Origin of the sequence: Embleya sp. NPDC050154 (assembly GCF_044460165.1) — a bacterium.
Taxonomy (GTDB): Bacteria; Actinomycetota; Actinomycetes; order Streptomycetales; family Streptomycetaceae; genus Embleya.
The window spans coordinates 128,113-151,524 of the sequence record NZ_JBITJP010000015.1 but is presented as its reverse complement, the minus strand read 5'-3'; the positions used below and the strand labels follow the sequence as shown (position 1 = coordinate 151,524).

Annotated in this window: 24 protein-coding genes; 11 read left to right on the top strand and 13 right to left on the bottom strand. The window is 72.5% G+C overall.

Translation table 11 applies throughout. From position 1 onward, the window contains the following. The first annotated feature begins 70 nt into the window (after positions 1-70). Entirely contained in the window at positions 71-913 is an 843-nt protein-coding gene (locus ACIBSV_RS29360) for an SDR family oxidoreductase (RefSeq protein ID WP_395868220.1), read from the top strand. A gap of 120 nt (positions 914-1,033) precedes the next feature. Next, positions 1,034-1,861: an MOSC domain-containing protein gene (locus ACIBSV_RS29355; protein WP_395868218.1), complete on the top strand. Its 828-nt coding sequence runs from the start codon at positions 1,034-1,036 to the stop codon at positions 1,859-1,861. Positions 1,862-2,015: 154 nt separating this feature from the next. Here the strand turns inward: ACIBSV_RS29355 and ACIBSV_RS29350 are convergent, their stop codons facing one another. Beyond that, a complete protein-coding gene (locus ACIBSV_RS29350; RefSeq protein ID WP_395868216.1) occupies positions 2,016-2,624 on the bottom strand; it encodes a helix-turn-helix domain-containing protein in 609 nt (202 codons plus the stop codon). A 61-nt stretch (positions 2,625-2,685) separates the two neighbouring features. Here ACIBSV_RS29350 and ACIBSV_RS29345 point away from each other — a divergent pair, with 61 nt between their 5' ends. Further along, positions 2,686-3,357 (top strand): B3/4 domain-containing protein, encoded by a 672-nt coding sequence (locus ACIBSV_RS29345; protein ID WP_395868435.1) that lies wholly within the window; start codon positions 2,686-2,688, stop codon positions 3,355-3,357. Positions 3,358-3,364: 7 nt separating this feature from the next. Here the strand turns inward: ACIBSV_RS29345 and ACIBSV_RS29340 are convergent, their stop codons facing one another. From ACIBSV_RS29340 to ACIBSV_RS29310, 7 genes are all read right to left on the bottom strand, one after another. After that, a complete protein-coding gene (locus ACIBSV_RS29340) occupies positions 3,365-3,784 on the bottom strand; it encodes a YchJ family protein (protein ID WP_395868215.1) in 420 nt (139 codons plus the stop codon). Between the two features lie 34 nt (positions 3,785-3,818). Next, complete coding sequence (locus ACIBSV_RS29335; RefSeq protein WP_395868214.1) at positions 3,819-4,373, bottom strand: TetR/AcrR family transcriptional regulator; 555 nt, start codon at positions 4,371-4,373, stop codon at positions 3,819-3,821. Positions 4,374-4,447: 74 nt separating this feature from the next. Continuing rightward, positions 4,448-5,707 (bottom strand): MFS transporter, encoded by a 1,260-nt coding sequence (locus ACIBSV_RS29330; protein ID WP_395868212.1) that lies wholly within the window; start codon positions 5,705-5,707, stop codon positions 4,448-4,450. Between the two features lie 164 nt (positions 5,708-5,871). Beyond that, entirely contained in the window at positions 5,872-7,323 is a 1,452-nt protein-coding gene (locus tag ACIBSV_RS29325) for a M1 family metallopeptidase (RefSeq protein WP_395868210.1), read from the bottom strand. Positions 7,324-7,513: 190 nt separating this feature from the next. After that, positions 7,514-8,359, bottom strand: a complete 846-nt coding sequence (locus ACIBSV_RS29320; RefSeq protein WP_395868209.1) for a siderophore-interacting protein — start codon at positions 8,357-8,359, stop codon at positions 7,514-7,516. 138 nt (positions 8,360-8,497) lie between these two features. Further along, positions 8,498-9,274: an SGNH/GDSL hydrolase family protein gene (locus ACIBSV_RS29315; RefSeq protein ID WP_395868207.1), complete on the bottom strand. Its 777-nt coding sequence runs from the start codon at positions 9,272-9,274 to the stop codon at positions 8,498-8,500. Between the two features lie 86 nt (positions 9,275-9,360). Further along, entirely contained in the window at positions 9,361-10,017 is a 657-nt protein-coding gene (locus tag ACIBSV_RS29310) for a class I SAM-dependent methyltransferase (RefSeq protein WP_395868205.1), read from the bottom strand. A gap of 172 nt (positions 10,018-10,189) precedes the next feature. On the opposite strand from ACIBSV_RS29310, the gene ACIBSV_RS29305 reads away from it, so the two are divergent. Continuing rightward, the gene (locus ACIBSV_RS29305; RefSeq protein WP_395868203.1) at positions 10,190-10,618 is read left to right on the top strand and encodes a response regulator; all 429 of its coding nucleotides are present in this window, start codon (positions 10,190-10,192) and stop codon (positions 10,616-10,618) included. A 37-nt stretch (positions 10,619-10,655) separates the two neighbouring features. Here ACIBSV_RS29305 and ACIBSV_RS29300 read toward each other — a convergent pair whose 3' ends face one another. Next, on the bottom strand, positions 10,656-11,654 hold the full coding sequence (locus ACIBSV_RS29300; RefSeq protein ID WP_395868201.1) for a TetR/AcrR family transcriptional regulator C-terminal domain-containing protein: 999 nt from the start codon (positions 11,652-11,654) through the stop codon (positions 10,656-10,658). Between the two features lie 213 nt (positions 11,655-11,867). Between ACIBSV_RS29300 and ACIBSV_RS29295 the strand changes: the two genes are divergently transcribed. Beyond that, a complete protein-coding gene (locus ACIBSV_RS29295) occupies positions 11,868-13,529 on the top strand; it encodes an MFS transporter (protein WP_395868199.1) in 1,662 nt (553 codons plus the stop codon). A gap of 165 nt (positions 13,530-13,694) precedes the next feature. Here ACIBSV_RS29295 and ACIBSV_RS29290 read toward each other — a convergent pair whose 3' ends face one another. Further along, positions 13,695-14,582, bottom strand: coding sequence for a class I SAM-dependent methyltransferase (locus ACIBSV_RS29290; RefSeq protein WP_395868197.1), 888 nt, complete (start codon positions 14,580-14,582; stop codon positions 13,695-13,697). Positions 14,583-14,810: 228 nt separating this feature from the next. On the opposite strand from ACIBSV_RS29290, the gene ACIBSV_RS29285 reads away from it, so the two are divergent. Together ACIBSV_RS29285 and ACIBSV_RS29280 are read left to right on the top strand one after the other, a co-directional pair. Then, entirely contained in the window at positions 14,811-15,239 is a 429-nt protein-coding gene (locus ACIBSV_RS29285) for a DUF4440 domain-containing protein (RefSeq protein ID WP_395868195.1), read from the top strand. Positions 15,240-15,338: 99 nt separating this feature from the next. Beyond that, a complete protein-coding gene (locus ACIBSV_RS29280) occupies positions 15,339-15,716 on the top strand; it encodes a DUF952 domain-containing protein (RefSeq protein WP_395868194.1) in 378 nt (125 codons plus the stop codon). 138 nt (positions 15,717-15,854) lie between these two features. Here ACIBSV_RS29280 and ACIBSV_RS29275 read toward each other — a convergent pair whose 3' ends face one another. Together ACIBSV_RS29275 and ACIBSV_RS29270 are read right to left on the bottom strand one after the other, a co-directional pair. Then, complete coding sequence (locus tag ACIBSV_RS29275) at positions 15,855-16,175, bottom strand: winged helix-turn-helix domain-containing protein (protein ID WP_395868192.1); 321 nt, start codon at positions 16,173-16,175, stop codon at positions 15,855-15,857. Next, positions 16,162-16,767, bottom strand: coding sequence for a hypothetical protein (locus tag ACIBSV_RS29270; RefSeq protein WP_395868190.1), 606 nt, complete (start codon positions 16,765-16,767; stop codon positions 16,162-16,164). The genes ACIBSV_RS29275 and ACIBSV_RS29270 overlap by 14 nt, the downstream gene beginning before the upstream one ends. A 251-nt stretch (positions 16,768-17,018) precedes the next feature. Here ACIBSV_RS29270 and ACIBSV_RS29265 point away from each other — a divergent pair, with 251 nt between their 5' ends. After that, positions 17,019-18,224, top strand: coding sequence for an NAD(P)/FAD-dependent oxidoreductase (locus ACIBSV_RS29265; RefSeq protein ID WP_395868188.1), 1,206 nt, complete (start codon positions 17,019-17,021; stop codon positions 18,222-18,224). Positions 18,225-18,397: 173 nt separating this feature from the next. Then, complete coding sequence (locus ACIBSV_RS29260) at positions 18,398-19,294, top strand: RNA polymerase sigma-70 factor (protein WP_395868187.1); 897 nt, start codon at positions 18,398-18,400, stop codon at positions 19,292-19,294. Between the two features lie 39 nt (positions 19,295-19,333). Here the strand turns inward: ACIBSV_RS29260 and ACIBSV_RS29255 are convergent, their stop codons facing one another. After that, positions 19,334-20,140 (bottom strand): arylamine N-acetyltransferase, encoded by an 807-nt coding sequence (locus ACIBSV_RS29255; RefSeq protein ID WP_395868185.1) that lies wholly within the window; start codon positions 20,138-20,140, stop codon positions 19,334-19,336. Positions 20,141-20,439: 299 nt separating this feature from the next. Between ACIBSV_RS29255 and ACIBSV_RS29250 the strand changes: the two genes are divergently transcribed. Next, entirely contained in the window at positions 20,440-21,501 is a 1,062-nt protein-coding gene (locus ACIBSV_RS29250) for an ATP-binding protein (protein ID WP_395868183.1), read from the top strand. Positions 21,502-21,513: 12 nt separating this feature from the next. Beyond that, positions 21,514-23,391 (top strand): hypothetical protein, encoded by a 1,878-nt coding sequence (locus tag ACIBSV_RS29245; protein ID WP_395868181.1) that lies wholly within the window; start codon positions 21,514-21,516, stop codon positions 23,389-23,391. The last annotated feature ends 21 nt before the right edge of the window (positions 23,392-23,412 follow it).

Sequence of the window (23,412 nt, the reverse complement as noted above, 5' to 3'; positions counted from 1 at the left end):
GTCCACCGCGGGATTCGACGGATTCGAAGATTTGCTGGATTCTGTCAAGGTAATCCGGCATGGTCGGCGCATGCCTCAGCACACTCCCGTCGCCTTCGTCACCGGTGCCAGTCGCGGAATCGGCCGTTGCGGCGCCCTCGCCCTCGCCCGCGCCGGCTACGACGTGGTGCTCACCGCCCGTACCGTGCGCGAAGGGGAGGGGCGCGGCGGGCCCACGTCGTCCACCGCCGATCCCACGCCGTTCGCGATCCCCGGCAGTCTGGAGACCACCGCCGGCGAGATCGAGGCGCTGGGCCGGCGGGCGCTGCCGATCCGGATGGACCTGATGGACCGGCAATCCATCCTCGACGCGTGCGACACCGCGCTGGACACGTGGGGACGCGTCGACCTGCTCTTCAACAACGCCATATACCAAGGCCCCGGCGCGATGGACCGCATTCCGGACCTGCCGATCGAGGCCGCGCAGAACCTGCTCGTCGGCAACTACCTGCACCAACTGGTGCTGATCCAAAGGTTGTTGCCGCACCTGCTGGAGCACCCGCGCAGTCACGTGGTGAACATGACGTCGGGCTCGGTCCGACTCGATCCGCCGGGTCCGGCCGGCGCGGGCGGCTGGGGGGTCGGCTACGCCGCGTCCAAGGCCGCGTTCGGGCGGGTCGCCGGCGTTCTGCACGCCGAGTATCGCGAGCGCGGGCTGCGCGCCTTCAACGTCGACCCCGGTTTCGTGCTCACCGAATCCCAGAAGGCGCGCGGATCCGGCGGCCACCTCCAGGCCAACTTCACCGCCGCCACGCCCGACATCCCCGGCGAGATCGTCGCCTGGCTGGCCACCGCCGAGGAGGCCGACGCACACGCGGGCACAACGGTGTTCGCCCAGCGGGTGTGGAAGGAACTGCACCCGGCGGACGCCTGAGCGGCGCGGTCGATTCCGCCGCCCACCGTTGTGTGCGAGCGATCCGCGCCGCGCGACGAGAGGAGCGCGCGGGGGTGGGCCGGCGGGTCCGGGCGAGCACGCCGTGGATAGGGTCGGGTGATGGCCACAGTCGTCGAACTCACCTACTACCCGATCAAGGGTTGCGCCGGGACGTCGTGCGATCGGGCGCTGTTGACCCGCGCCGGACTCGCCCACGACCGCGCCTTCATGGTGGTCGACACGAACGGCGTCTACCGCACCCAGCGCCGCGATCCGCTCCTGGCGTCGATCCGCCCGGAGATCGACACCGCCGGCGAACGCCTCACCCTGCGCCGGACCGGCGTCGCCCCGGTGACGATCGACGTGGACACCGCCGGTGCCCGGCGCGACGTGGACCTGTTCGGCAACCCGTTCCGGGGCATCGACCAGGGGGACGCGGTCGCCGAGTGGATCTCGGACGCGCTCGGCGTGGGCAGCCGGCTGGTCCGGGTGCCGCCGGAGCACGATCGGGTGACCGACGGCGCGATCCCGGGCACCGCCGGATACGCGGACAGCTCCCCGTTGCACGTGCTCTCCCGCGGCTCGCTCGACCTGCTCAACGCGCGACTGGCCGAGCAGGGCGAGGCGCCGCTGCCGATGAACCGCTTCCGGCCGAACGTCGTGGTCCAGGGGTGGCCCGAACCGCACACCGAGGACCGGCTCCGGCGGTTCGGCGTCGGCGAGGCGGAACTGGGCTACGCCAAGCTCGCGATCCGCTGCGCCGTCACGATGGTGGACCAGGTCGCCGGGACCAAGGCGGGCCCCGAACCGCTGCGCGCCTTCGCCGGCTACCGCCGCGCGGCTCAGGGCGGGGTGGCCTTCGGCGCCAAGTTCGCCGTGCTGCGCCCGGGCAAGTTGTCGGTGGGCGACGAACTGGTGGTCGGCGAGTGGGGCACGGCCGAGGTGTAACTCGCGGCGGGACGAGCGGTGGAAGCGCCGGGGTTGACGCCGCCGCCGGGCCGGCCGGGGTGGAGTCGGCCGAGGCCGGGCGGCTCGGGTCCGCAGAGAGCGAGCGGGCAGGGAGCGGGTGGGCGGGGGCGGACGGGCCGAGAGCGGGCCCGAGTCAGCCGATGTCGGGCCGGCTCTGCAGGAGCACGACGCCGACGAACCGGGCGGTACTCGCGCCGTCGTTGCGGTAGGAGTGCGGCCGGTCGGCCGCGAAGCGGGCGCACCCGCCGGCCGGGACGTCCACCCGCTCGCCGGCCACCTCCAGGGTGAGCGTGCCGTCCAGGACGGTGACCAGTTCGCGGACGCCCGCGCCGTGCGCCGCGCTGACGTGCGCGTCGCCGGGAGCCAGCGTCCAGCGCCACAGCTCGGCCGGGACGGGCGGGTCGCTGCCGATCAACAGGTCGCCGTGGCCGCCGTGTTCGCCCTGCCACAGCCGGGTTCCGCCGCCTGCCGGGACCACCTCGACGACCGGCGCCGGCGCCCCGTCGACCAGGCCGGTCAGCGGCAGGCCGAGCGCGTCGGCGATCCGGGCCAGGGTGAGCACGCCCGGGTTGCCCCGGCCCTGCTCGACACCCACCAGGGCACCCTTGCTCAGGCCGCTGCGCGCCGCGAGCGCCTCCAGCGACCAGCCGCGCGCGGTGCGGGCGGCCCGGACGTTGGCCGCGATCGCGCGGCTGACCGCGGGTTGACCGGGATCGGCCAACAGGTCATTATTCTGCTCCATGCGGTCTACTGTAGTGGACCACGGCTCGACCGGTCGCCCTGTCGCGGAGGAGAACCCGAACGTGCTCACGTCCATCACCATCGACCCGGCCGTGCACGCGCTGCGCCCCGACGCGGTCGTGCTCGCCCTGGTCGCCACCGGACTGCCGGGCGGCCCCAGCGACGACGGCTCCCGCGCCGCGCTGGCCGAGGCGACCCTGTCGCTGCCCACCACCCCGCCCGAGGAACATCCGAACGTGGCCGCGTGGCGACAGGCGTACCGTGCCTTCGGCGCCAAGCCGCAGCGCACCCGCTGCTCGGTGGAGGCGCTGATGCGGCGCGGCGGGCTGCCCGAGGTCAACCGCCTGGTCGACCTGTACAACGCGGTCTCGGTGCGGCACGTGTTGCCGGTCGGCGGCGAGGACCTGTCGCGCTATCGCGGCGCGGCCCGGCTGATCCGGGCCGAGGGCACCGAGCCGTTCGAGGTCCTGGAGGCCGGGGTCCCCGCGATCGACCACCCCGCGCCGGGCGAGGTGGTGTGGTGCGACGACGAGGGCGTCACGTGCCGTCGATGGAACTGGCGCCAGTGTGTGCGCACCCGGATCACCGAGCACACCACCGACGCGCTGTTCCTGTTCGAGCGGCTGGAGCCGATGACCCTGGACGCGTTGCACGAGGCGGGCGAGGACCTGGCCAAGCGACTGCGCGACCTGTCCTCGTCGGTGCGGATCGAAAGCCGGCTGGTCGGCGTCTGACCGTTCGTCAGCGAGGCAAGGGGCCGACGTAGACCCAGGCGCCGTCGTACCGGACGAACCGGCTGTGTTCGCGCAGCGTGTCCTGCCGGCCGCGCTCGAGGTAGGTCGCGATGAACTCCACGGTGCCCTCCTGGTGGAACGGCCCGCCGTCGGTGCTCGCGAGCACCTCCAGGCCCAGCCAGCGGGTGCGCTCGTCCAGGTCGAGGCGCTCCGGCCGGGTGTCGGGGTGCCACGTGCGCAGCAGATAGGCCGCGTCGCGCACGGCGAACGCGCTGTAGCGCGAGCGCATCAGCGCCTCGGCGGTGGGCGCGGGGGAGCCGGCGTGCCGCGCGCCGCAACACGCGCCGTAGGTGTCGGGCAGGCCGCAGGGGCAGGGCGAGGCGGCGGTGACGGCGTCAGGTCGGGGCCGCGGGGTGCGTCGGGACATGCCCCGATTCTGGCCCAACCGGAACGTGCCACGCCTACTCGGTGTGTTCCGGCGCCGAGGGGGTCGACGGCGCGGAGGGTGCCGAGGACCCCGAGGGTGTGGGCGGTGCCAGGCACGGCCCGGGCAACAGGTCGCGGATCATCGCCTCCCACTCGTCGGTGCTGGGCGGCGCGTCGGTGAGCAGGGCCTGGATGAGCAGCCCGTCCAGTGCGCCGACGAACACCCGGACCCGGACCGCGTCGGTGGTGAAGCGCAGCGCGAAGTCGGTGACCGCGGCCATCCAGTGGTCGGTGGACTCGCGCAACTCCGGTCGCCGCGCGGCGAGCAGGAACAGCTCGTACTCGGCGACCAGCAGGCCCGGCGACGTGCAGATGTGGTTCAGGTGTTCGGCCAACGCGCGCCGGGTGTCGCCGGGGGCGGCGGCGATCGAGCGCACGTGGATCGCGTCCGCGGTCATGCACGAGGTGAGCGCGGCGGTGAGCAGGTCGTCGACGCCGTCGAAGTAGTACGTGGAGGCGCTGGTGGGCAGGCCCGCCTCGCGCGAGACGGTGCGGTGGCTGACGCCGGCCGCGCCGTCTCGTTCGACCACCCGCAGGGTGGCCTCGATCAGCGCCCGGCGGCGGCGTTCGCCCTTGGCCCGGCGGCCGTCGACGGCTTCCTCGATCAGTGGGATTCACCTTCTCGTACGGGGGTGGCGCCGGTCGGCGGGCCGCCGACCGCGACGGTGGTCCCGCCCGCGCGCGGCGCGGTCCGGCGCAGCACACGGTATCCACCGAGGGCCATCGAGGCAGCGAGCAGGGCCGCGCCGACGGCGACGCCGAAGCCGGCCCGGGTCCCGAAGTGGTCCACGATCAGGCCGGACAGCGAGGAGCCGGCCGCGACGCCGATGCCGATGCCGGTGGTGGTCCAGGTCATCCCCTCGGTCAACCGCGCCGGCGGGACCAGGCGTTCGACCAGGCTGACGGTCAGGATCATGGTGGGCGAGATCGACATGCCCGCGAAGAACACGGCCACCGCGAGTGCGGGCAGGTTACCGACCAGCAGCAGCGGCAGGATGGTCACGGCGGTGATGCCGACGCTGATCAGCAACATCCGGGGCAGCGGGGAGGCGAACTTGAACGCGCCGAAGGCGATCCCGGCCAGGCAGGAGCCGGCCGCGTAGGTGGCCAACACGAAGCTCGCCGAGCCGCGTTGGCCGTGCTCCTCGGCGAAGGCGATGGTGACCACGTCCACCGTGCCGAAGATGGCGCCGATCGCGATCAGGGTGACCACGAGCACCTGGAGGCCGCGGATGCGCATCACCGACGTGGTCCTGCCGGCGGTGCGCGGGTGCGGCGGGGGCTCGGTGCCGCGCTGCACGGTGAACAGCAGGACGCCGATGGTGAAGAAGGCGATCGCGGCCAGCGGGCCCGCCTCGGGGAAGGCGGAGACGGAGAGCTGGACGGCGATGATCGGTCCGAGGATGAAGCACAGTTCGTCGACCACGGACTCGAAGGAGAACGCGGTGTGCAGGTGCGGCGAGCCGCGGTACAGGACCAGCCAGCGGGAGCGGACCATGGCGCCCATGCTGGGCATGCAGCCGGCGGGTATCGCGCACACGAACAGGGTCCAGGCGGGGGCGTCGTAGCGCGCGCAGAGCAGGAGCACGCCCAGCGTGATGACGCTGACGGCGGTGGCCGGGACGAGCACGCGGCTCTGCCCGTAGCGGTCCACGACGCGGGAGATCTGCGGCGCGATCAGCGCGGTGGACAGTGCGAAGGTGGCGGCCACGGCGCCCGCGAGGCCGTACTCGCCGCGCAGTTCGGAGAGCATGGTGACGATGCCGATGCCGGTCATCGAGATGGGCATGCGGGCGATGAAGCCGGCTGCCGAGAATCCCTTGGCACCGGGCGCGGTGAAGATTTCTCGGTAGGGGTTACGCACGGGAGTTCCCGTCGATAGGAAAATAAAGTGGGACGTTCGTTCCAGTTTCTATCACGGGGCGTGCGGTCCGCCAAGTCGCTTCGCGCCGGCGTCGGATGGGCCGGACGTGCGGACGCGGCGGTCGGGCCGGGGCCGACCGCCGCGTCATGGGGTGCCGCGGTGGCTCAGGCCGGGTCGACGGTCCAGTCCGGGTGTCCGGGCATCGGCGGCGTCTTCGCGCCGTACAGCCACGGGTTCAGGAACGGCGCGAGGTCGCGTCGGGCCACCTCGGAGGCGAGTTGGACGTAGTCCGCCGTGCTCGCGGCGCGGCCGCGGAAGCGGCTGGTCCAGGCACGTTCGATGTGGGCGAAGGTGTCCGCGCCGACCTCGATGCGCAGCGCGTAGAAGACCAGCGCCGAACCGTCGTAGCGCATGCGCTTGAACAGGTTGGGCTCGGTGGGCTCGGCCGGCGCGCCGGTGTCCCGGCGCCAGATGTCGTGTTGCCGGTAGGTGTCGCGCATCAGCGCCTCCAGGTTGGCGCCGCCGTTCTCCTCGCTGTAGACGCGCTCGTAGTAGCGTGCGTGCCCCTCGCTCAGCCACAGGTCGGACCAGCGCTCCATGGCCACGCTGTCGCCGGTCCACTGGTGCACGAGTTCGTGCACCATGTTGCGTTCGGCGTTGATCTTGTCGCCGAGCAGGTCGGCCTTGGGGATCAGGGACAACGACTGGGTCTCCAGCGCGACGCCGAGGTCGGTGTCCGCCACGAGCAGCCCGTAGCTGTCGAACGGATAGGGACCCAGCCTGCTCTCCACCCAGGCCAGATGACGGGGCGTCAGCGAACGGTACTGCTCGACCCGGTCGACCAGGTCCGGCGGAACCGCGTCGCGCAGCCGGGTGCCGTTGGTGGTCGGGCCGTCGATCAGCGTGTACTTGCCGATGGCGAGTTGGAAGAGTTGGCCCGCCACCGGCTGCCGGCTGTCGTAGGTCCAGCGGGTGCGGCCGGGTGCTACCCGGCGCTTGTGCGTGAGGGTGCCGTTGGACAATGCGGTGAGGTCGTCGGCGGCGGTGATGTTGACCTTGGTCCGGGCCCGCAGACTGGGGTGGTCGTTGCTCGGGAAGATCATCTTGGCGCCGTCGGGCTGCGGGTAGATCACCGTGCCGTCGGGCGTGGGAATCCAGCCGAACGTCTCGATCGCGTCGTCGCGGTGCCGCTGCTGGGTGGGGTCGGCGGTGTACTCGACCCGGACCGTGAACGCGCGGCCCTTGCGCAGCGGGCGGGTCGGGGTGATCACCAACTCGTCACCCTCGCGGGTGGCGGTCGCGGTCGTGCCGTCGACCGTGACCCGGCCGAGCGTGTTGCCCGCGAAGTCGAGGTCGAACCGGGACAGCGCCTGGGTGGCGGTGGCCTTGACGGTGGTGGTCGCCGGGAACGCCGCGCCGGGCGCCCGCCAGTCGAAGTCCAGTGTGTAGTGGTCGACGCGGTAGCCGCCGTTGCCGCTCAGCGGCAGCAGCGGATCGCCGATCCCGGGCGCGCCGGGAGTGGGCCGAGCGTCGCTCGCGTGCGCGCCGGCTGCGCCGGCCGCAGTGAGGGTGAGGGCGGTCGCGATGGCCACGAGGGCGTGTGATGGACGTCTCATGCGCCCCACCCTGTGCCGGCTTCGTCGCTCGCGGTAGTGCCCGACGCGTGCTTTCACTCGGGTGGCGTGGTCGGTTCGGGGAGTTTGCCCGGATTCTCGCTGATCGCACGAGGGAAACGGTTCCGCACCACCGTGCGAGGGCCCGGGACTCGGTGACGGATCCCGGACCCACGTACGGGTGGGGTGCGGGTCAGGCGCGCTGTTCGGCCTCGCGTTCGGCGGCCTTCTCGGCGGCCTTGTCCGCCTGGAAGCCGTCCTCGTCGCGGCCCTTGCGCCAGTAGCCGGAGAAGGAGATGTCGGTGCGCTCCACGCCGCGCTCGTCGACCAGGTGTCGGCGCAACTCCTTGACCACACCGGCCTCGCCGTGCACGAACGCGTGCACCCGGCCGGTGGGGAAGTCGAGCGCGCGCAGCGCGTCGAGCAGATCGGGACCGGCGTCTCGGGTGATCCAGGTGATGTCGAGATCGAGGTCGGGGTGGGTGGCCGGCACGGTGCCGGTGGGTGCCTCGTCGGACGTGCCCACCTCGAGGAGCGCGATCGCCTTGGCCGCGGCGGGCAGCCGCTCCAGCGAGGCGCTGATCGCGGGGTAGGCGCTCTCGTCGCCGACGAACAGGTGCCAGTCCGCCTCGGGGTCGGGGGCGTAGGCGCCGCCGGGACCGAGCAGCCGCACCGTGTCGCCGACCCGGGCACGGGCCGCCCACGGGCCGGCCAGGCCCTCGTCGCCGTGGTGCACGAAGTCGATGGTCAACTCGCCGGTGTTCGGGTTGTTCGCGCGCACCGTGTAGGTGCGGGTGCGCGGCCAGTCCTCGCGCGGGAGTTCGGCGCGGATGGTCTCCATGTCGAACGGCTCGGGGTAGTTCACCCCGGGCTGCGGGAAGAGCACCTTGACGTAGGCGTCGGTGTAGCCGTTGTCGGTGAAGTGTCGGTAACCGTCGCCGCCGGCGACGATCCGGATCAGGTGGGGGCCGACCCGTTCGGTGCTGCGTACCTGGAGTTCGATCAGTTTGCGGGTCTTGCGTACCGGGCGTTCCGCCATGGAGGTTCTCCTCGCCGTGTCACCTGCGCTGTGCGACTTAGGTAAACCTAACCTGATTGCACCTCGAATCGTTCCCCGGGGGGCACCCCGGTCCCGTCGGGTGCCCGACCGGGCCCGCGCCCGGTGCCGCGTGGTCGCTCATCGCCACAGGGTCAGGTCGGCGCGCTTGGGCGGGCGTCCGTCGCCGGAGGAGCGACCGGTGGCGCGGCGGGCGAGCCAGGGTCCCAGGTGGGTCCGGGCCCAGCGCACGTCGGCGCGCCGGCGATCGGTCCAGGCCCGCGGCGCGGCGGCGGGCAGCGGCGCGCGCCAGTCGAATTCGGCGGGCAGGCCCATCGCCTGCGCGGTGGCCTCGGCGACGCGTCGGTGTCCCTCGGTGGACAGGTGCAGGCGATCGTCGGCCCACATCCGGGGATCGTCGAAGACGCGGGCGGTGAACAGGTCGACCACGGTGGCGTCGTGCCGGGCGGCGACGGTGTCCACGAAGGCCACCAACTGCTCGATCCGCGGCATCAGTCGCGCCGACGAGCGCAGCCGGCGGGTGGGGTCGGTACTGCGGAACAGCACCAGGTGCGCGCCGCCGGCGGCGAGCTTGGCGGCGGCCTGTTCGAACACCGCGCACACCGCGCCGACGTCGCAGCGCGGGCGCAGCACGTCGTTGAGACCGCCGGCGAGGGTGATCAGATCGCCGCCGAGCGCGACGGCGGCGTCCACCTGCTCGTCGGCGATCTGGCGGATCAGCTTTCCGCGTACGGCGAGGTTGGCGTAGCGCAGCGTGGGTGTGTCCAGGGCCAGCCGATCCGCGAGCAGATCGGCCCAGCCGCGGTAGCTGCCGTCGGGACCGAGATCGGACATGCCCTCGGTGAACGAGTCACCGACCGCGACGAAGTTCGTGAAGGTGGGGTGTGGTGTGTGCATGGCCGGAAAAGCCTAGCCGCCGCGCGCGCCGATGCACGGGAGGAGGGCTCCGGTGCCGACCATTCGGCGGGTGGGGCGCCGACCGCTCAGCGGCGGCGGGCCACGCCGAAGAAGTAGTCGCCGAGGAGCGACTTGCTGCCGAGCACGTCGAGCCCGTGCCGAGGGAGTTCGGCGAGGAAGTCCCGATCGTCGAAGCGGTCCTCGATGGGGTGGTCGAACAGGAACGCGAGGGTGGGTCGGGCGAGTGCGCGGGCGGTCATCTCGGAGAAGTAGAACCGGCCGCCGGGACGCAGCACCCGGCCGACCTCGGCCAGGCACGCGCGCCAGTCGGTGATGTGGTGCACGATCGCGAAGTCGAACACGGCGTCGTAGCTCGCGTCCGCCGCGCCGATGGTGCCGCGCAGATCGGTGGCCGAGCCCTCGACCAGCGCCACCCGGCTGTTGCCGTGCCAGCGCCGGCGGGCCTTGGCCAGCGACGCGTGGTCGAGGTCGATGCCGTCCACCCGGGCGGCGCCGAAGCGGTTCAGGATCAGCTCGATGCCCCTGCCGGTGCCGCAGCCGATCTCCAGCGCGTGCGCGCCGGGGGCGAGCCGGCCGCCCAGGCGCAGCAGCAGCGGCGTCTCGTACCAGATCTGCGGGGCCCGCCGGAGGGGACTGGCGACGACGATCTTCTCGACCGTGTTCATCCGCATGGCGCACTCCCCCTGGTTGCCGAGCGTGATCGACGCTCCACGATGGGCCATGTCGTGGACGGCGTCAAGGACGAACGCGGCGAGCCGGGCGGGCCCTGCTGCCCGGCGGGCCGGAGGCGTTAGCCTTCGGGGGGTGGGTCGGTGGTGTGAGCGCGCCGAGTTCGCCGGATGGGTGCCGGTCCGGGTCGCGGGTCGGTCGGGACCGTGAGCCGAAGGTGGTGCGATGAGCCAGACCGCGATGACACGAACGCTGACGGTGTTGCTGGTGGAGGACGATCCCGGCGACGCGTTGATGATCGAGGAGGCGTTGCTCGATCGCGATGGCGGTCACACGTTGTGTCGGGTCGCGGATGGCATGGAGGCGCTGGAGTGGCTGCGCGCGAGTCCTCGACCGGACCTGGTGATCCTGGACTTGAACATGCCTCGGATGGACGGTCGCGAGGTGCTTTCGGCGATGAAGGCCGACGCGCGCTGGCGGACCATCCCGGTGGTGGTGCTGACCACCTCGGCCGCACCCGACGACGTGCGGCACAGCTACGACCTGCACGCCAACGCCTTCGTGACCAAGCCGGTCGAACTCGAGTCGTTCCTGGAGGCGGTGCGCGGGATCGACGAGTTCTTCCTGGGTCTGGTGACCCTGCCGCGCGGGTGAACCGCGGCCGACGACCGGCCATTCGGGCGCGCCCCGGTCACCCGGTCGGGGGGACCAGCAGGGCGATGCCGTCCAGCAGGCGGTCGAGTCCGAAGCCGAACAGCGAGTCCAGATCCAGTTCCACGCCCGGATCGCTCAGCGCGGCGGCGTACATCGGGAAGTGACCGCCGCGCAGGATCAGGTCCATCGCCTCGTCCTGCGCCTGCATCCATTCCTCGCTGGAGATGCCGGTGGCGCGCTCGGCCTCGAACTCGGCCGCGATGTTGACCGCGGTGCCGCGTACGTAGTTCAGCATCGTCACCGCGATGTGCATCACCACCTGCGGCGGCAGCCCCTGGAACTCGGCCATCGCCCACTCCACATGCGCCATGCCGCGCGGGGTGGGCAGCGGGCGGGTCATCGACATGACGTGGGCCAGCCACGGGTGCTCGCGGTACATCCGCCATTGCAGCCGGCACGAGGTCTCCAGGCGGGCCCGCCAGCCCACCCGTTCGTGGGACGGCAGGGGCATTTCGCCGAACACGCTGTCGGCCATCGCCGCGAGCAGATCCTCCTTGCCGGGCACGTGCCGGTACAGGGTCATCGCGGCCACCCCCAGTTCGGCGGCGATCTGCCGCATCGACACCGCCGCCAGGCCGCGTTCGTCGGCGATCGCCACGGCCGCCGAGACGACTCGCTCACGGGTGAGTTCGGCCTCGGTGCGCGGGGGGTGCACCGAGGGTACGGCGATGACCGCGGCGCGCGGGCGATCCGGCCGATCGGCGCGGGCCGCCCGGTCGGGGTGCTCGGCGACCACGGTGCCGACGCCGCGTACGGCGCGCACCAGTCCGGCCTCGCGCAGTGCGGTCAGGGCCTTGGTGGCGGTGGCCATCGCCACGCCCCATTCGGCGGTGATCGCCCGGGTGGAGGGGACCCGGTCGCCGGGCCGCAACTCGCCGGTCTCGATCCGGCGGCGCAACTCGGCGGCGATCCGGAGCGAAGGGGTGGCGGGGGGCGCGGGATTCGTGGCGGAGGCCGGCGTGGTGGGGCGTGCCATCGGGGCTCCCGGGGCTTGTCGGTGCATGGGGGCGGCGGTCAGTGCACTATAGGGCACGTTTGCCGCCGAGGTAGTGCACAAGCTTGAGTGCACTACTTGGAGAAGTCTTTATTTGTGGAGGACTTGGCTTCGTTGCACTGGTCCGTCCGAGGTGCTTACTCTGTACGCGTCGCAGCGTACGCCGTATAGGTGCATCAGTGGGGGAGAGTTCCAGTGACAACCATCGAGACATCCGAGCAGTCCGGGGCCGGGTCCGAGTCCGGGCCCGGACCGTTGGCGGGGCGGCGGGAGTGGCTCGGGCTGGCCGTCCTGCTGCTGCCGTTGCTGCTGGTGAGCATGGACGTGTCGGTGCTCTACTTCGCGGTGCCGTTCATCGGCCGCGCGCTGGAGCCCACCGGTACACAGCAGTTGTGGATCCTGGACATGTACGGCTTCGTGCTCTCCGGCCTGTTGATCGTGATGGGCGCGCTCGGCGACCGGATCGGCCGGCGCCGACTGCTGCTGGTGGGCGCGGCGCTGTTCGGCGGCGCGTCACTGGCCGCGGCGTACGCGCACAACGCGGAGACGCTGATCGCGGCCCGGGCGCTGCTGGGCGTGGGCGGCGCGGCGTTGATGCCGTCCACCCTCGCGTTGATCCGCACCATGTTCGTCGATCCCAAGCAGCGCGGGACCGCGATCGCGCTGTGGACCGCCGTGATGACCGGCGGGATCTCGCTCGGGCCGATCCTGTCCGGCCTGCTCGTCGAACACTTCTGGTGGGGCTCGATCTTCCTGATCAATGTGCCGGCGATGGCGATCCTGCTGTTCCTGGTCCCGGTGTTCGTTCCGCGCCATCGGGGCTTGGCGCAGGGGCCGTTCGACCTGATCGGCGCGGTGTTGTCGCTGGGCACGCTGTTGCCGGTGGTCTACGGCATCAAGGAGATCGCCCGCTCCGGCGCGGCCACGTTGCCGGTGTTGAGCATCGGGTTCGGGCTGATCGTCGGCACGCTGTTCGTGCGCCGTCAACTCACCGCCGCCCACCCGCTGTTGGACCTGGAACTGCTGCGTATGCGGGCGTTCGGCGGGTCGGTGGTGGCCAACGTGCTGTCGATGTTCGCGATCGTCGGCTTCGCCATCTTCACCACGCAGTACCTCCAGTCGGTGCTCGGGATGAGCCCGCTGCGGGCCGCGCTGTGGAGCCTGGTGCCGTCGGGAGCGGTGGCCGTGGCCACTCCGGTGGCCACCGTGCTGGCTCGACGGATGGATCGGGTGTGGGTGATGTGCGGCGGGTTCGTGCTGGCCGCGGGCGGCTTCACGGTGCTGGCCGGGGCCCGGTCGGACTCCTCGTTGGGGCTGTTGCTGGGTGGGTCCGCGGTGTACGCGGCGGGCGTGGTCGCGGTGATGACGCAGGTGACCGAGATGGCGATGGGCGTCGCGCCGGCCGACCGCGCCGCGTCCGCCTCCGCGGTGCTGGAGTCGGGGAGCGAGCTCGGCGGCGCGTTGGGCATGGCGTTGCTCGGCACGATCGGCGACGCGGTCTACCACCGGGCGATGGCCGACACGGCGCCGAGCGGCCCGGCCCGGGAGACGCTCGGCGGGGCCCAGGCGGTCGCGGCGGACCTGCCGGGGAACTCCGGGCGAGCGCTGGTGGACTCGGCGCGGGACGCGTTCTGCGACGGGATGAACGCGGCGGCGATCGGGGCGGCCGTGGTGATGGTGGTCGCGGCGGCGTATTGCGCGCGCTTCCTGCGGGGCGTGCCGGTGGCGAACGCCGGTGCGGAGGAGGGGACTTCGACGCCGGTGGCGGCTTCGGTCGCGGAGCGGGAGAAGGCAGAGGCCGGGGTCGGGGAGGCGGTGGACGCGGTGGACGTGCGGGCAGCGAACGGACGCGCGTGAACGGCGGGTTGGACGGCCGGCGGTGAACGGGGGCGGCGGGGGCGAGAATGTGGTCGGCTCGGTGCCGGCCGCGTTTTCGCTCCCGCCGCCGTGCACCTGCCGCCCCGCGTGCCGAGTCGGCCGTCGGGTGCCGCCGGAAGGTTCGGCCGCGATGGTTGTCGCGGGTCATCTCCGGGTGCAGGCGCGGGCGGTGTGCACGGTCGTCGCGGCCAGGTAGAAGGCGTCCGGGCGCCACAGGATGCCGGTGTCGGCGTCGGTGTCCAGCAGCGCGTCCAGCGTCGCGCGGTCCTGCGCGTCCAGGCGCTCCGCCAACAGGGCCCGGCGCTGCGTCAGTTCGGCGTGCAGGTGTTCGCGGGGCGCGGCGTCCAGTGGCGACGGCAGGTCGATCAGGAACGAATGCGAACCGGTGGGGACCAGGCCCGCCCGGGCCAGCATGGCCGGCCAGTCCTCCACCGCGGCGCGGGTGCCGGGCAGTGTCGCGCGCAGTTCGGCGAACCAGTCCTCGTGCGCGGCGTCCAGGCGGGCCTGGAGGCCGGGTCGGCCGATGCCGATGTCGCGAGGCAGGAAGCGTGGGGACAGGCCGCGTTCGACGACCGCGATCACGCCGCCCGGGCGGAGTACCCGGGCCAGCGAGTCCAGGGCGGCCTGTTGGTCGCCGAGGTGGTGTACGACATCGCCGGCCCAGACCAGGTCGGCGCTGCCCAGGGCGCCCAGGTCGGCGGGCAGGTCGTCGCGGTGGGTGCGGACCCGGTGGCCCAGCCCCTCGCGTCGGGCGCGGACGCCGGTGCGTACCCGCAGGGCCGTGCTGGGTGCGCCGGCGACCACCTCGGCGTTGGGGAAGTAGCGGGCCAGCAGGCAGGAGGCGACGCCGGGGCCGCCGCCGAGGTCGAGGATGCGGTCCACCCGGGCCAGCGTGTGGTCGCCGTACAGCGCGAGGTCGCGCAGACGCGCGGCGGCCTGTTCCAGGAACGGGGCGTGCAGTTCGGCTTCGCGTTCGAGGTATCGAGCGTCCGCGTCCCGATACGGGTCGTCGGGGTCGGGGTGGGTGGTCATCGCTGGTTCTCCCGAGGTCGGGGCGCTCATTGCCGTGGGCGGCCGGGTCGATCGTCCGTGTTGCGGGAGACAACGTCGGCACATGGGCGCGGTAATCCACGTCGGCGGGAACGGTCGGCCGCGACGTGGTCGGTGGCGGTGGCGGTTCCGGTACGTTGCCGAGCAGGACGGATACGTCGTTCGGCGCGTTGCACGCGTGGTGCGGCAGACGACTGTGGGGAGCGCGGGATGTCGGTGTCGGAGTCGAGGCGGACGGTGGACGACGCGGTCGTGTGCCGGGCGGAGATCGTCCGGTTGCATGAGCTGATCGAGGGTCTGCTCACCGGCGCGAACCGGGATTCGGGCGGATTCGCGCTCGCGCACGCCCCGGGTTTCACGCTGGTCGAGCCCGGCGGTGGCACGCTGACCCGGCCGGAGGTACTCGCGATGGTCGACGGCGCGCGAGGCGCGGTGCCGGGGTTGCGGATCACCATCGAGGACGTGCGCGTGGTGGCCTCGACGGGCGAGTTCGTGGTGGCGGCGTACCGCGAGGTGCAGGTGCGCGCGGACGGCGGCGGCGACACGCGGGCCGCGACGGTGGTGTTCGAACGCGACGCGTCCACGGAGCACGGCCTGCGCTGGCGGCATCTGCACGAGACCTGGGTCGAGCGCACCTGAACCGGAGCCGTTGAGATCGCGTCGGGCCGGCGGTGGGCATCGAATGCGCTCGCGTCGGGCCGGCGGCGCGGGATCGAAGACAGACCCTAGGGTCGGGGCATGAGTGACGAGATCGTCTACAAGCTGGTGGGCACCGCGGAATGGACGGCCGCGCTGCGGCGCGGGGTGTTCGAGGGAGCCGGGGTCGACCTGGTGGACGGGTACGTGCACCTGTCCACCGGTGCGCAGGTGGCCGAAACGGCGCGGCGCCACTTCGCCGGCCGCGACGCGCTGACCCTGGTCGCGGTGGATCCGGCCGCGCTCGGCTCGACGCTGCGCTGGGAGCCCTCGCGGGGCGGGGAATTGTTCCCGCACGTGTACGGCGCCGTGGAGCCGGCCGCGGTGGTGTGGACCGCGCCGCTGGACCTGCCCGCGGCGCCGGACGGCGACACGGTCGCCGAGGCGGTCCTGGCGGTGTTGCGGGCGCACGGCGGCTGATCGGCGGGCGGTCGGGCCGGGAGATCGGTGTTCGGTGATCGCACGGGGCGGGCACACCCGGGCGCCGGCCGCCCGGGCGCTCGCTCGGGGTGGGCGGCGCGTGCGGGTGGGCCGGCGTCGGGGCGCGTCGAAGTCGCTTTATTCGGGGAGGGATTGCCCCGAGAGGTTGCGCAGGTTGTCGAGTTGCTCCCAGTGCCGGGCGATGCGCTCGCGGCCCTCCGGGGTCAGCGCGACGTTGGTGTTGGGCTTGCGGTGAACGAACCGCTTCTCGATGGTGATCAGTTCGGCCTCGGCCAGCTTGGTCAGGTGGCTGGAGAGGTTGCCCTTGGTCAGCCCCGTCACGCGCTGGAGGAAGACGAAGTCGGCGGATTCCACCGTGGACAGCACCGTCATGAGGGCCAACCGGCCGGGCTCGTGGATCAGCCGATCGACGATCGGCCCGTCGCTAGACGTCGACATCGCCGTCGCCGAGGTCCGGTGCCCGGTCGGGTGCGAAGGCGCGTTCGAGCGCGGCATGATCGAGGACTCCCGTCACCATGGTTGCCACGCCGACGAGCATAAGTCCCACGTTGATCCTGGCCGTCGGCCCCACATAGCCCCAGATCGGCAGCAGGGCGACCACCACGAGCGTGCCCCAGACGGCCACGTGGTGCGGCCTCGGCCGCATGGCGACGGCGTAGGACGCGAACATGACCACCGCGAACACGGCGGTGGTCGCGGTGAGTGGCAGGTCGACGTTCCAGTCCAGACTCACCGCGCCCGCGACCAGGGCCGCGCCGACGGCGGCGGTGACCGCGGCCCGCGTGCGGTCGCGGCCCGAAGGGGTGATCCGCCCGAAGGTCTCCGTGTAGTAGCGGTTGATCCACAGGTAGGCCGCCCCGGCCACGACCATCAGCCCGCCGACCGCCCAGGTGACCCAGGCGTGATCCAACGGCCCCCACCTCGTGTTGGAAAGCCCGGCGACGACGAACAACACACCGGTCGGAATCGAGAGCAGTCCCCTCAGGTAGGAGTAGTTCGCCGCCGCGGACTCGAGACTCGCACGATCCATCGCGCCCCTCCCAAACTGGTTTGTGTCACAGACTCTACGGCTTGCCGGGCATGTTGCAAACAGGTTTGCGACGCAAACCTGAGGTGTCGGTCGAGGAAGCGGCGGGGTGGGGTGCCCGGCTGTCCGAGGGGCGTGGTCGCGCGCACGCGGCGGGAGATGTGCCCGTGCGCAGTGACCTGGCTCACAACCTGTCACAACACTCGATCGGGAGGTGTCTTGAGGCCGAACACCTGAACACCGGAGGAGACACCATGAGCGGCAACACCGATGTGATCGTGATCGGCGGCGGATACGCGGGTGTCATGGCGGCCAACCGCCTGACCCAGCGTGACGACGTGACGGTGACGCTGATCAACCCGCGCCCGAACTTCGTCGAGCGGATCCGGCTGCACCAACTCGTGGCCGGGTCGCACGACGCGGTCGTCGACTACCGGGAGGTCCTGGGCGAGGGCGTGCGCCTGGTGGTCGACAGCGTGACCCGGATCGACCCGGCCGAGCGCGGCGTGCGCCTGGCGACCGGCGGCACCCTCGGGTACGACTACCTGATCTACGCGGTGGGCAGTGGCAGCGCCGACCCGCGCGTGCCCGGAGCGGCCGAGTTCGCCCACCCGATCGCCGGCCTGGAGGACGCGCGGCGGCTGCGGTCGATCGTCGACGCCGCGCCTGCGACGGCCGCGGTGACCGTGGTCGGGGCCGGTCCGACCGGCATCGAGACGGCCGCCGAGCTGGCGGAGGGCGGTCGCGCGGTGACCCTGGTCTGCGGTGGGGTGCTCGGCCCGTACCTGCACCCGCGGGGGCGCCGCTCGGTCGCCCGGCGGCTGGCCGCACTCGGGGTGACCGTGCTCGACGGCCCCGACACGCAGGTGACGGCGGTGACGCGCGACGCCGTGGAACTGGGCGACGGCCGCGAGGTGCCGAGCGAGGTGACCATCTGGACCGCCGGGTTCGGCGTGCCGGACCTGGCCGCGCGCAGCGGGCTGCGCACCGACGCCCTGGGCCGGCTGCTCACGGACGAGACGTTGACGAGCGTGGACGACGCGCGCATCGTCGCGGCCGGGGACTCGGCGGCGCCGTCGGACCTGCCGCTGCGGATGAGCTGCCAGGCCGCGATGCCGCTGGGCGCGCGGGCCGCCGACACCGTGCTCAGCCGGATCGCGGGTGAGCAACCTGCGGTCCTCAACCAGGTGTTCGCCGGCCAGTGCATCAGCCTGGGCCGCCGCGCCGGCATCTTCCAGTTCGCGCACCGGTACGACGTCGCGCTGTGGTTCCACATCGGCGGTCGCCCCGGAGCCAGGCTCAAGGCCATCGTGTGCGACGGCACCGTCAAGCACCTGGCCGGCGAGGCGGGCAAGCCCGGTTCGTACGGCCTGCACCGGGTCTCGGGAGGTGCCAAGCGCCGGGAACTGCTGCAGGCGCGGCGCGACGAGGCGCCGGCCACCGTCGAACAGGCAGCCTGATCGATCGGGCACTCGTGGTCGATCCGTCCGACCACGACGCCGCCACAGCGCGTCCCGTGCGGCGACACCCTCGTCGCGGGGCCTCGCCGCACGGGATGCGATCATCGGCGGTCCCGCGGGTAGCGGACCGTCGCCGACCTGGCGCCGCACAGGCGAAGGAGAGGGAACCAGACATGAGCGAGCACGCCGGTGACCAGGCGACGGAGACCTTCGTCGCGCACCGCAACCTGCTCTTCACCGTCGCCTACGAGATGCTCGGATCGGCGGCCGACGCCGAGGACGTGCTCCAGGAGACCTGGTTGCGATGGGTCGAGGTCGACCTGGAGCACGTGCGCGACCTGCGCGCCTACCTGGTCCGGATCACGACCAGGCAGGCGCTCAACCGGCTGCGCACCATGAAACGCCGCCGCGAGGCGTACGTCGGCCAGTGGCTGCCCGAACCGCTGCTGACCGCGCCGGACGTGGCCGAGGACGTCGAACTCGCCGAGAGCGTGTCGATGGCGATGATGCTCGTCATGGAGACGTTGTCGCCGACCGAGCGCGCCGTCTTCGTGCTGCGCGAGGTCTTCGACGTCGGCTACGACGAGATCGCGGCCGCCGTGGACAAGAGCCCCGAGGCGGTGCGCCAGATCGCGCACCGGGCCCGCCGGCACGTCGACGCCCGCCGCCCCCGCCAGTCGGTCTCCCCGAGCGCGGCCCGCGCGGTCGTGGCGGCGTTCCAGCGCGCGCTGGAGACCAGGGACATGCAGGGCCTCCTCGACGTGCTCGCCCCCGAGGTCGTCCTGGTGAGCGACGGCGGCGGAGTCAAGCGGGCCGCGCTGCACCCGATGCTCGGCGCCGACAAGGTGGCCCGCTTCTACATCGGCGGCTCCGGCAAGCTCGACGGCACGCTCACCTGTGAACCCACCGTGGTCAACGGCAACCCGGCACTCGTCGTGCGCTTCGACGGCGTCGTCGACGGCGTCCTGGCGCTGCGGGTCGAGGACTCCCGCATCATCGGCCTCTACTACGTCCGCAACCCGGAGAAGCTGAAGCGCGTCGCCTCCGAGACCCCGCTCACCCTGCGCTGAGGAGCGGGAGCGGAGGCGGGGGAAGGGCCACGGCCACGGCTACGGTGTCGCGGAGGGGATGGGGGCGGGGTTCGGGCGGGCCGGGGCGTGGTCGAGGGTGATGCCGAAGAGGTCGCGGTAGGCGGCCAGGAGGGCGGCGTCGTCGGCGAGGGGTTCCTTGTGGCGTTCGGATCCGGTGGTGCGGACGACGGTGCGGTCGGAGATGGTGATCCGGCCGTCCGATGTCGGGCGCGAACACAGCGGGGCGCGGGTGAAGTGCGATGTGGGCGCGGTCTGGTGCCACCAGCAGCCGGTCACGAAGTCGCGGAGTTCGCGCGGGCGGGCTTCCAGGCGGTACTGGAGCACGCCGTCGTGGAGCACGTCCAGATCGCCGTGTTCGCCGTTCTCGTGGTCGAGGATGCGGAACACCCCTCCCGGGTCCCCCTGATCGGTGCGCACGTCCAGACGCAACGGATGGTGGGTGAACCGGCCGAAGCCGACGTCGACGAGCCACGGTTCGTCCAGGTCGACGCGCAGCGCCAGATGGTCGAACGGGATCCCGACGCGACCCTCGTCGCCGTACGTGCGCGCGGCGAGCAGGGTGACGCGGTAGCCGAGCGCGCGCAGGAGGGCGGCGAATCCGCCGCCGAGTTCATAGCAGAAGCCGCCGCGCCGCCGGTCCAGGAACTTGGCCAGGATCGCCTCCTCGGTGAGCTCGACGGGCCGACCGAGGTGGATGTCGAGGTTCTCGAAGGGCACCGCGAGCAGATGCCGCCACTGGAGGTCGGCCAGGGCCGCCGCGTCGGGGCGCGCCGGGCGGGCGGCGTCGAGAAGGGCCAGATAGGCGTCGGCGCGATCGCGGTCCATCGGGTCTCCGTGCTGTGAGTGCGTGCGGCCGATCATGCCGGCCGGCGCCCGTCATGCCGACGCCGCTACGCGTCGCGCGGGGAGCCCCGACGACACCCCAGCGGCGATCCCGAGCACCCGCGCCCCCGAATCCCGGTGCGCCGGGTGTGGTTCGTCGTCCGTCGGGGCAGGTGGGCGGCCCTCGAGGGCGGGAAAATTGGGCGACACGGTTCGGGATGTGGGGACATCATGCGGGAGTGGTCGTCGCGACCCCTCGCGGGTGCCGGCCCGGTCGTGACGTTGGTTCCCGAAAGGTTGTCGTGCAGGCCGTACATGCGATCACCCCCGCCGCGTTGCCGGACGTCCTATTGCATACCGCGCTGGTGCGGCCGGTGTTCGTGTGGGGTGCGCCCGGCATCGGGAAATCCTCGCTGGTACGGGACTTCGCCCGATCGCTCGGACTGGAATGCGTATCGTTGCTCGGCACCCAGCTCGCTCCCGAGGACCTGATCGGCGTACCGCAGATCGTGGCCGGGCGCAGTCGGTTCTGCCCGCCCGAGCAGATCGCCCGAGACGAGCCGTACTGCCTGTTCCTGGACGAACTCAACGCCGCCTCGCCGGATGTGCAGAAGGCGTTCTACTCGCTGATCCTGGACCGCCGGATCGGCTCGTACACGCTGCCGGCCGGCTCCGTGGTGATCGGCGCGGGCAACCGGGCGAGCGACAACGCGCTGGCCCGGCCGATGTCCTCGGCCCTGATCAACCGCCTGGTGCACGTACACCTGCGCGCCTCGGCCGGTGACTGGCTGGACTGGGCCGCCGCGCACGGCATCCACCCCTGGGTGCTGGACCACGTGCGGGCCCGCCCGGACCACCTGTGGAGCGCGCCGCCCAAGACCGAGGAGCCGTTCTCCACGCCGCGCGCGTGGCACATGCTCTCCGACGGGCTGTACTCGTTCGGCGCCGACGTCGTCGACGAGCACGTGCGGATGCTGGCACACGGCACGCTCACCCCCACCCACGCCGCCGCGTTCCTGGGCTACCTCAAAACCGTGCGCAACGCCTACGGTTTGGACGCCATCGTCAAGGGCGACGCCCGCTGGCCGGCCGCGCCCGCCGACCGCGACCTGCTGTTCTTCCTGGTGGAGAGCTTTCGCGCGCGTCTGGCCAAGGACCTGCCGGCGGATCGTCGACACGTCTCGCCCGCACTGCGCGAGTTCGCCTACCGGGCCAAGGCCCTCCTGGTCGAACTCGCGGAGATATCCCTGGAGATGGCCCAACTCGTGATCGCCGAGGACGACACCGGCACCGCCCCGCTGCCCGCGTGGTTCCTCGTCGAGACCGCCCGCGACCTGCCGCGCCTGGTCGGCGCGCGGCGCTGACGAGCCGCGCCGATGTCCGCGCGCCGGGCCCGAAACCCCGCCGCCGACCACGCCGAGCGGGTCCTGAAGGCCCGCAACGCCGGCTGGAAGCTGGCCTGCGTCCCGCCCCTGGACCACGTCGGACGCTTGATCACGCACACCTACGCCCCGCACGGCCCAGGCGAATTGGGCCACATCACGGACGACGGCATCCTGGTCGTCGACCGGCACCGTTACGTGCCGCCCGCGCTCTGGCGCCGCGCGTACACCCACCTGTTGCTGCACCTGGCCCTGGGCCACCTCGACGCACACACCCTGGCCGAGGTCGGTCTGGGCGATCCGGCCGCCGAGATCGACGCCGCGTACAACACCGCGTGCTGCGTCGCGGTCCACCGCTTCGCCGCCGGCCTGGGCGTCGGCACACCACTGGACGAACTGCCCGACCTGCCCGCCGGCGACGAGCGCGAACTCACCGAGCGCTGGCGCCGCGACGGCGTCCCCGAGGCGCTGCGCCGGATCGGCGCCAACGGCACCTCGCCCTGCATGCGCCGCGAACCGCCGTCCGCCCCCACCGACCCGGCGCCCCGGGACTGGCCCGCCGTGCTGGCCCGCGGCCTCGTCGAGATGGTCGCCTCCTCGCTCGACACCGCCGCCGGCGACCGCGCCGGTCGAACCGCCCGCGCCGAAGGCCCCTGGGACCGGGCGCTGTCCTGGTTCGTCTCCTCGTACCCGCTCCTGGGCGCCCTCGCCGCCGGCCTCACGATCGTCGCCGACCTCGAACTGGCCCGCTCCTGGGACATCACCATCGCCGCGGTCAGCCCCGAGCACGGCGAGATCTACGTCAACCCGCACGCCGGCCTGAGCACCGAGGAATGGCGATTCGTGCTCGCGCACGAGATGTTGCACGCCGCGCTGCGCCACGACCGCCGGCGCGAGCACCGCGACGCGCACCTGTTCAACGTGGCGTGCGACTACGTGATCAACGGGTGGCTGGTGGAGATGGGCGTCGGGGTGCTGCCGGACGGGCTGCTGTACGACCCGCGGCTGGCCGGACTGTCCGCGGAATCGGTGTACGACACGCTCACCACCGACCTGCGCCGGGCCCGCAAACTGCGCACCCCCGGCTCGCGCGAACACGGCGACGTGCTGGGCGAGTGGCTCTCCGAACCGGCCGCGGCGGCGCGGCGGTCCAGCCGCCGCGGGTCCGCGGGACCGATGCCGTGGGAGCGCGGGAGCGGCGGTTCGTTCGTCGACCTGGACGCGTTCTATCGACGCGCGCTCAGCGCCGGGCTCGCCTACCACGACCCGGGCCGAGGGCTGCTGCCCGCCGGTCTGATCGAGGAGATCCGCACGCTGGAACAGCCGCCGCCCGCGTGGGATGTTCGGCTGTCCCGGTGGTTCGACGAGCACGTGCGTCGGCCGGAACCGGTGCGCAGCTACGCGCGGGCGAGCCGCCGGCAGGCTTCCACGCCGGACATCGCGCGTCCCGGGCGGATCCGGCCGCAGGACGTCGACCGGCTGTGTACGTTCGGCGTGGTGCTGGACACCTCCGGATCGATGGACCCGTCGCTGCTGGGCAAGGCGCTGGGCGCGATCGCCTCCTACGCGACCGCGCGGGACGTACCGGCCGCGCGCGTGGTCTACTGCGACGCCGCCGCCTACGACGCCGGGTATCTGCCGGTGGAGGACATCGCGCACAAGGCGCGGGTGCGCGGACGCGGCGGCACGGTGCTGCAACCGGGGATCCGCCTGTTGGAGAGCGCCGACGACTTTCCGGCCGACGGCCCCATCCTGGTGATCACCGACGGCCACTGCGACGCCCTCCGGATCCGCCGCGAACACGCCTTCCTGACCCCCGCGGGCGCCCGCCTGCCCTTCACGCCCCGCGGCCCGGTGTTCCACGTCCGATAAGACAATCGACCCACCCGCCGC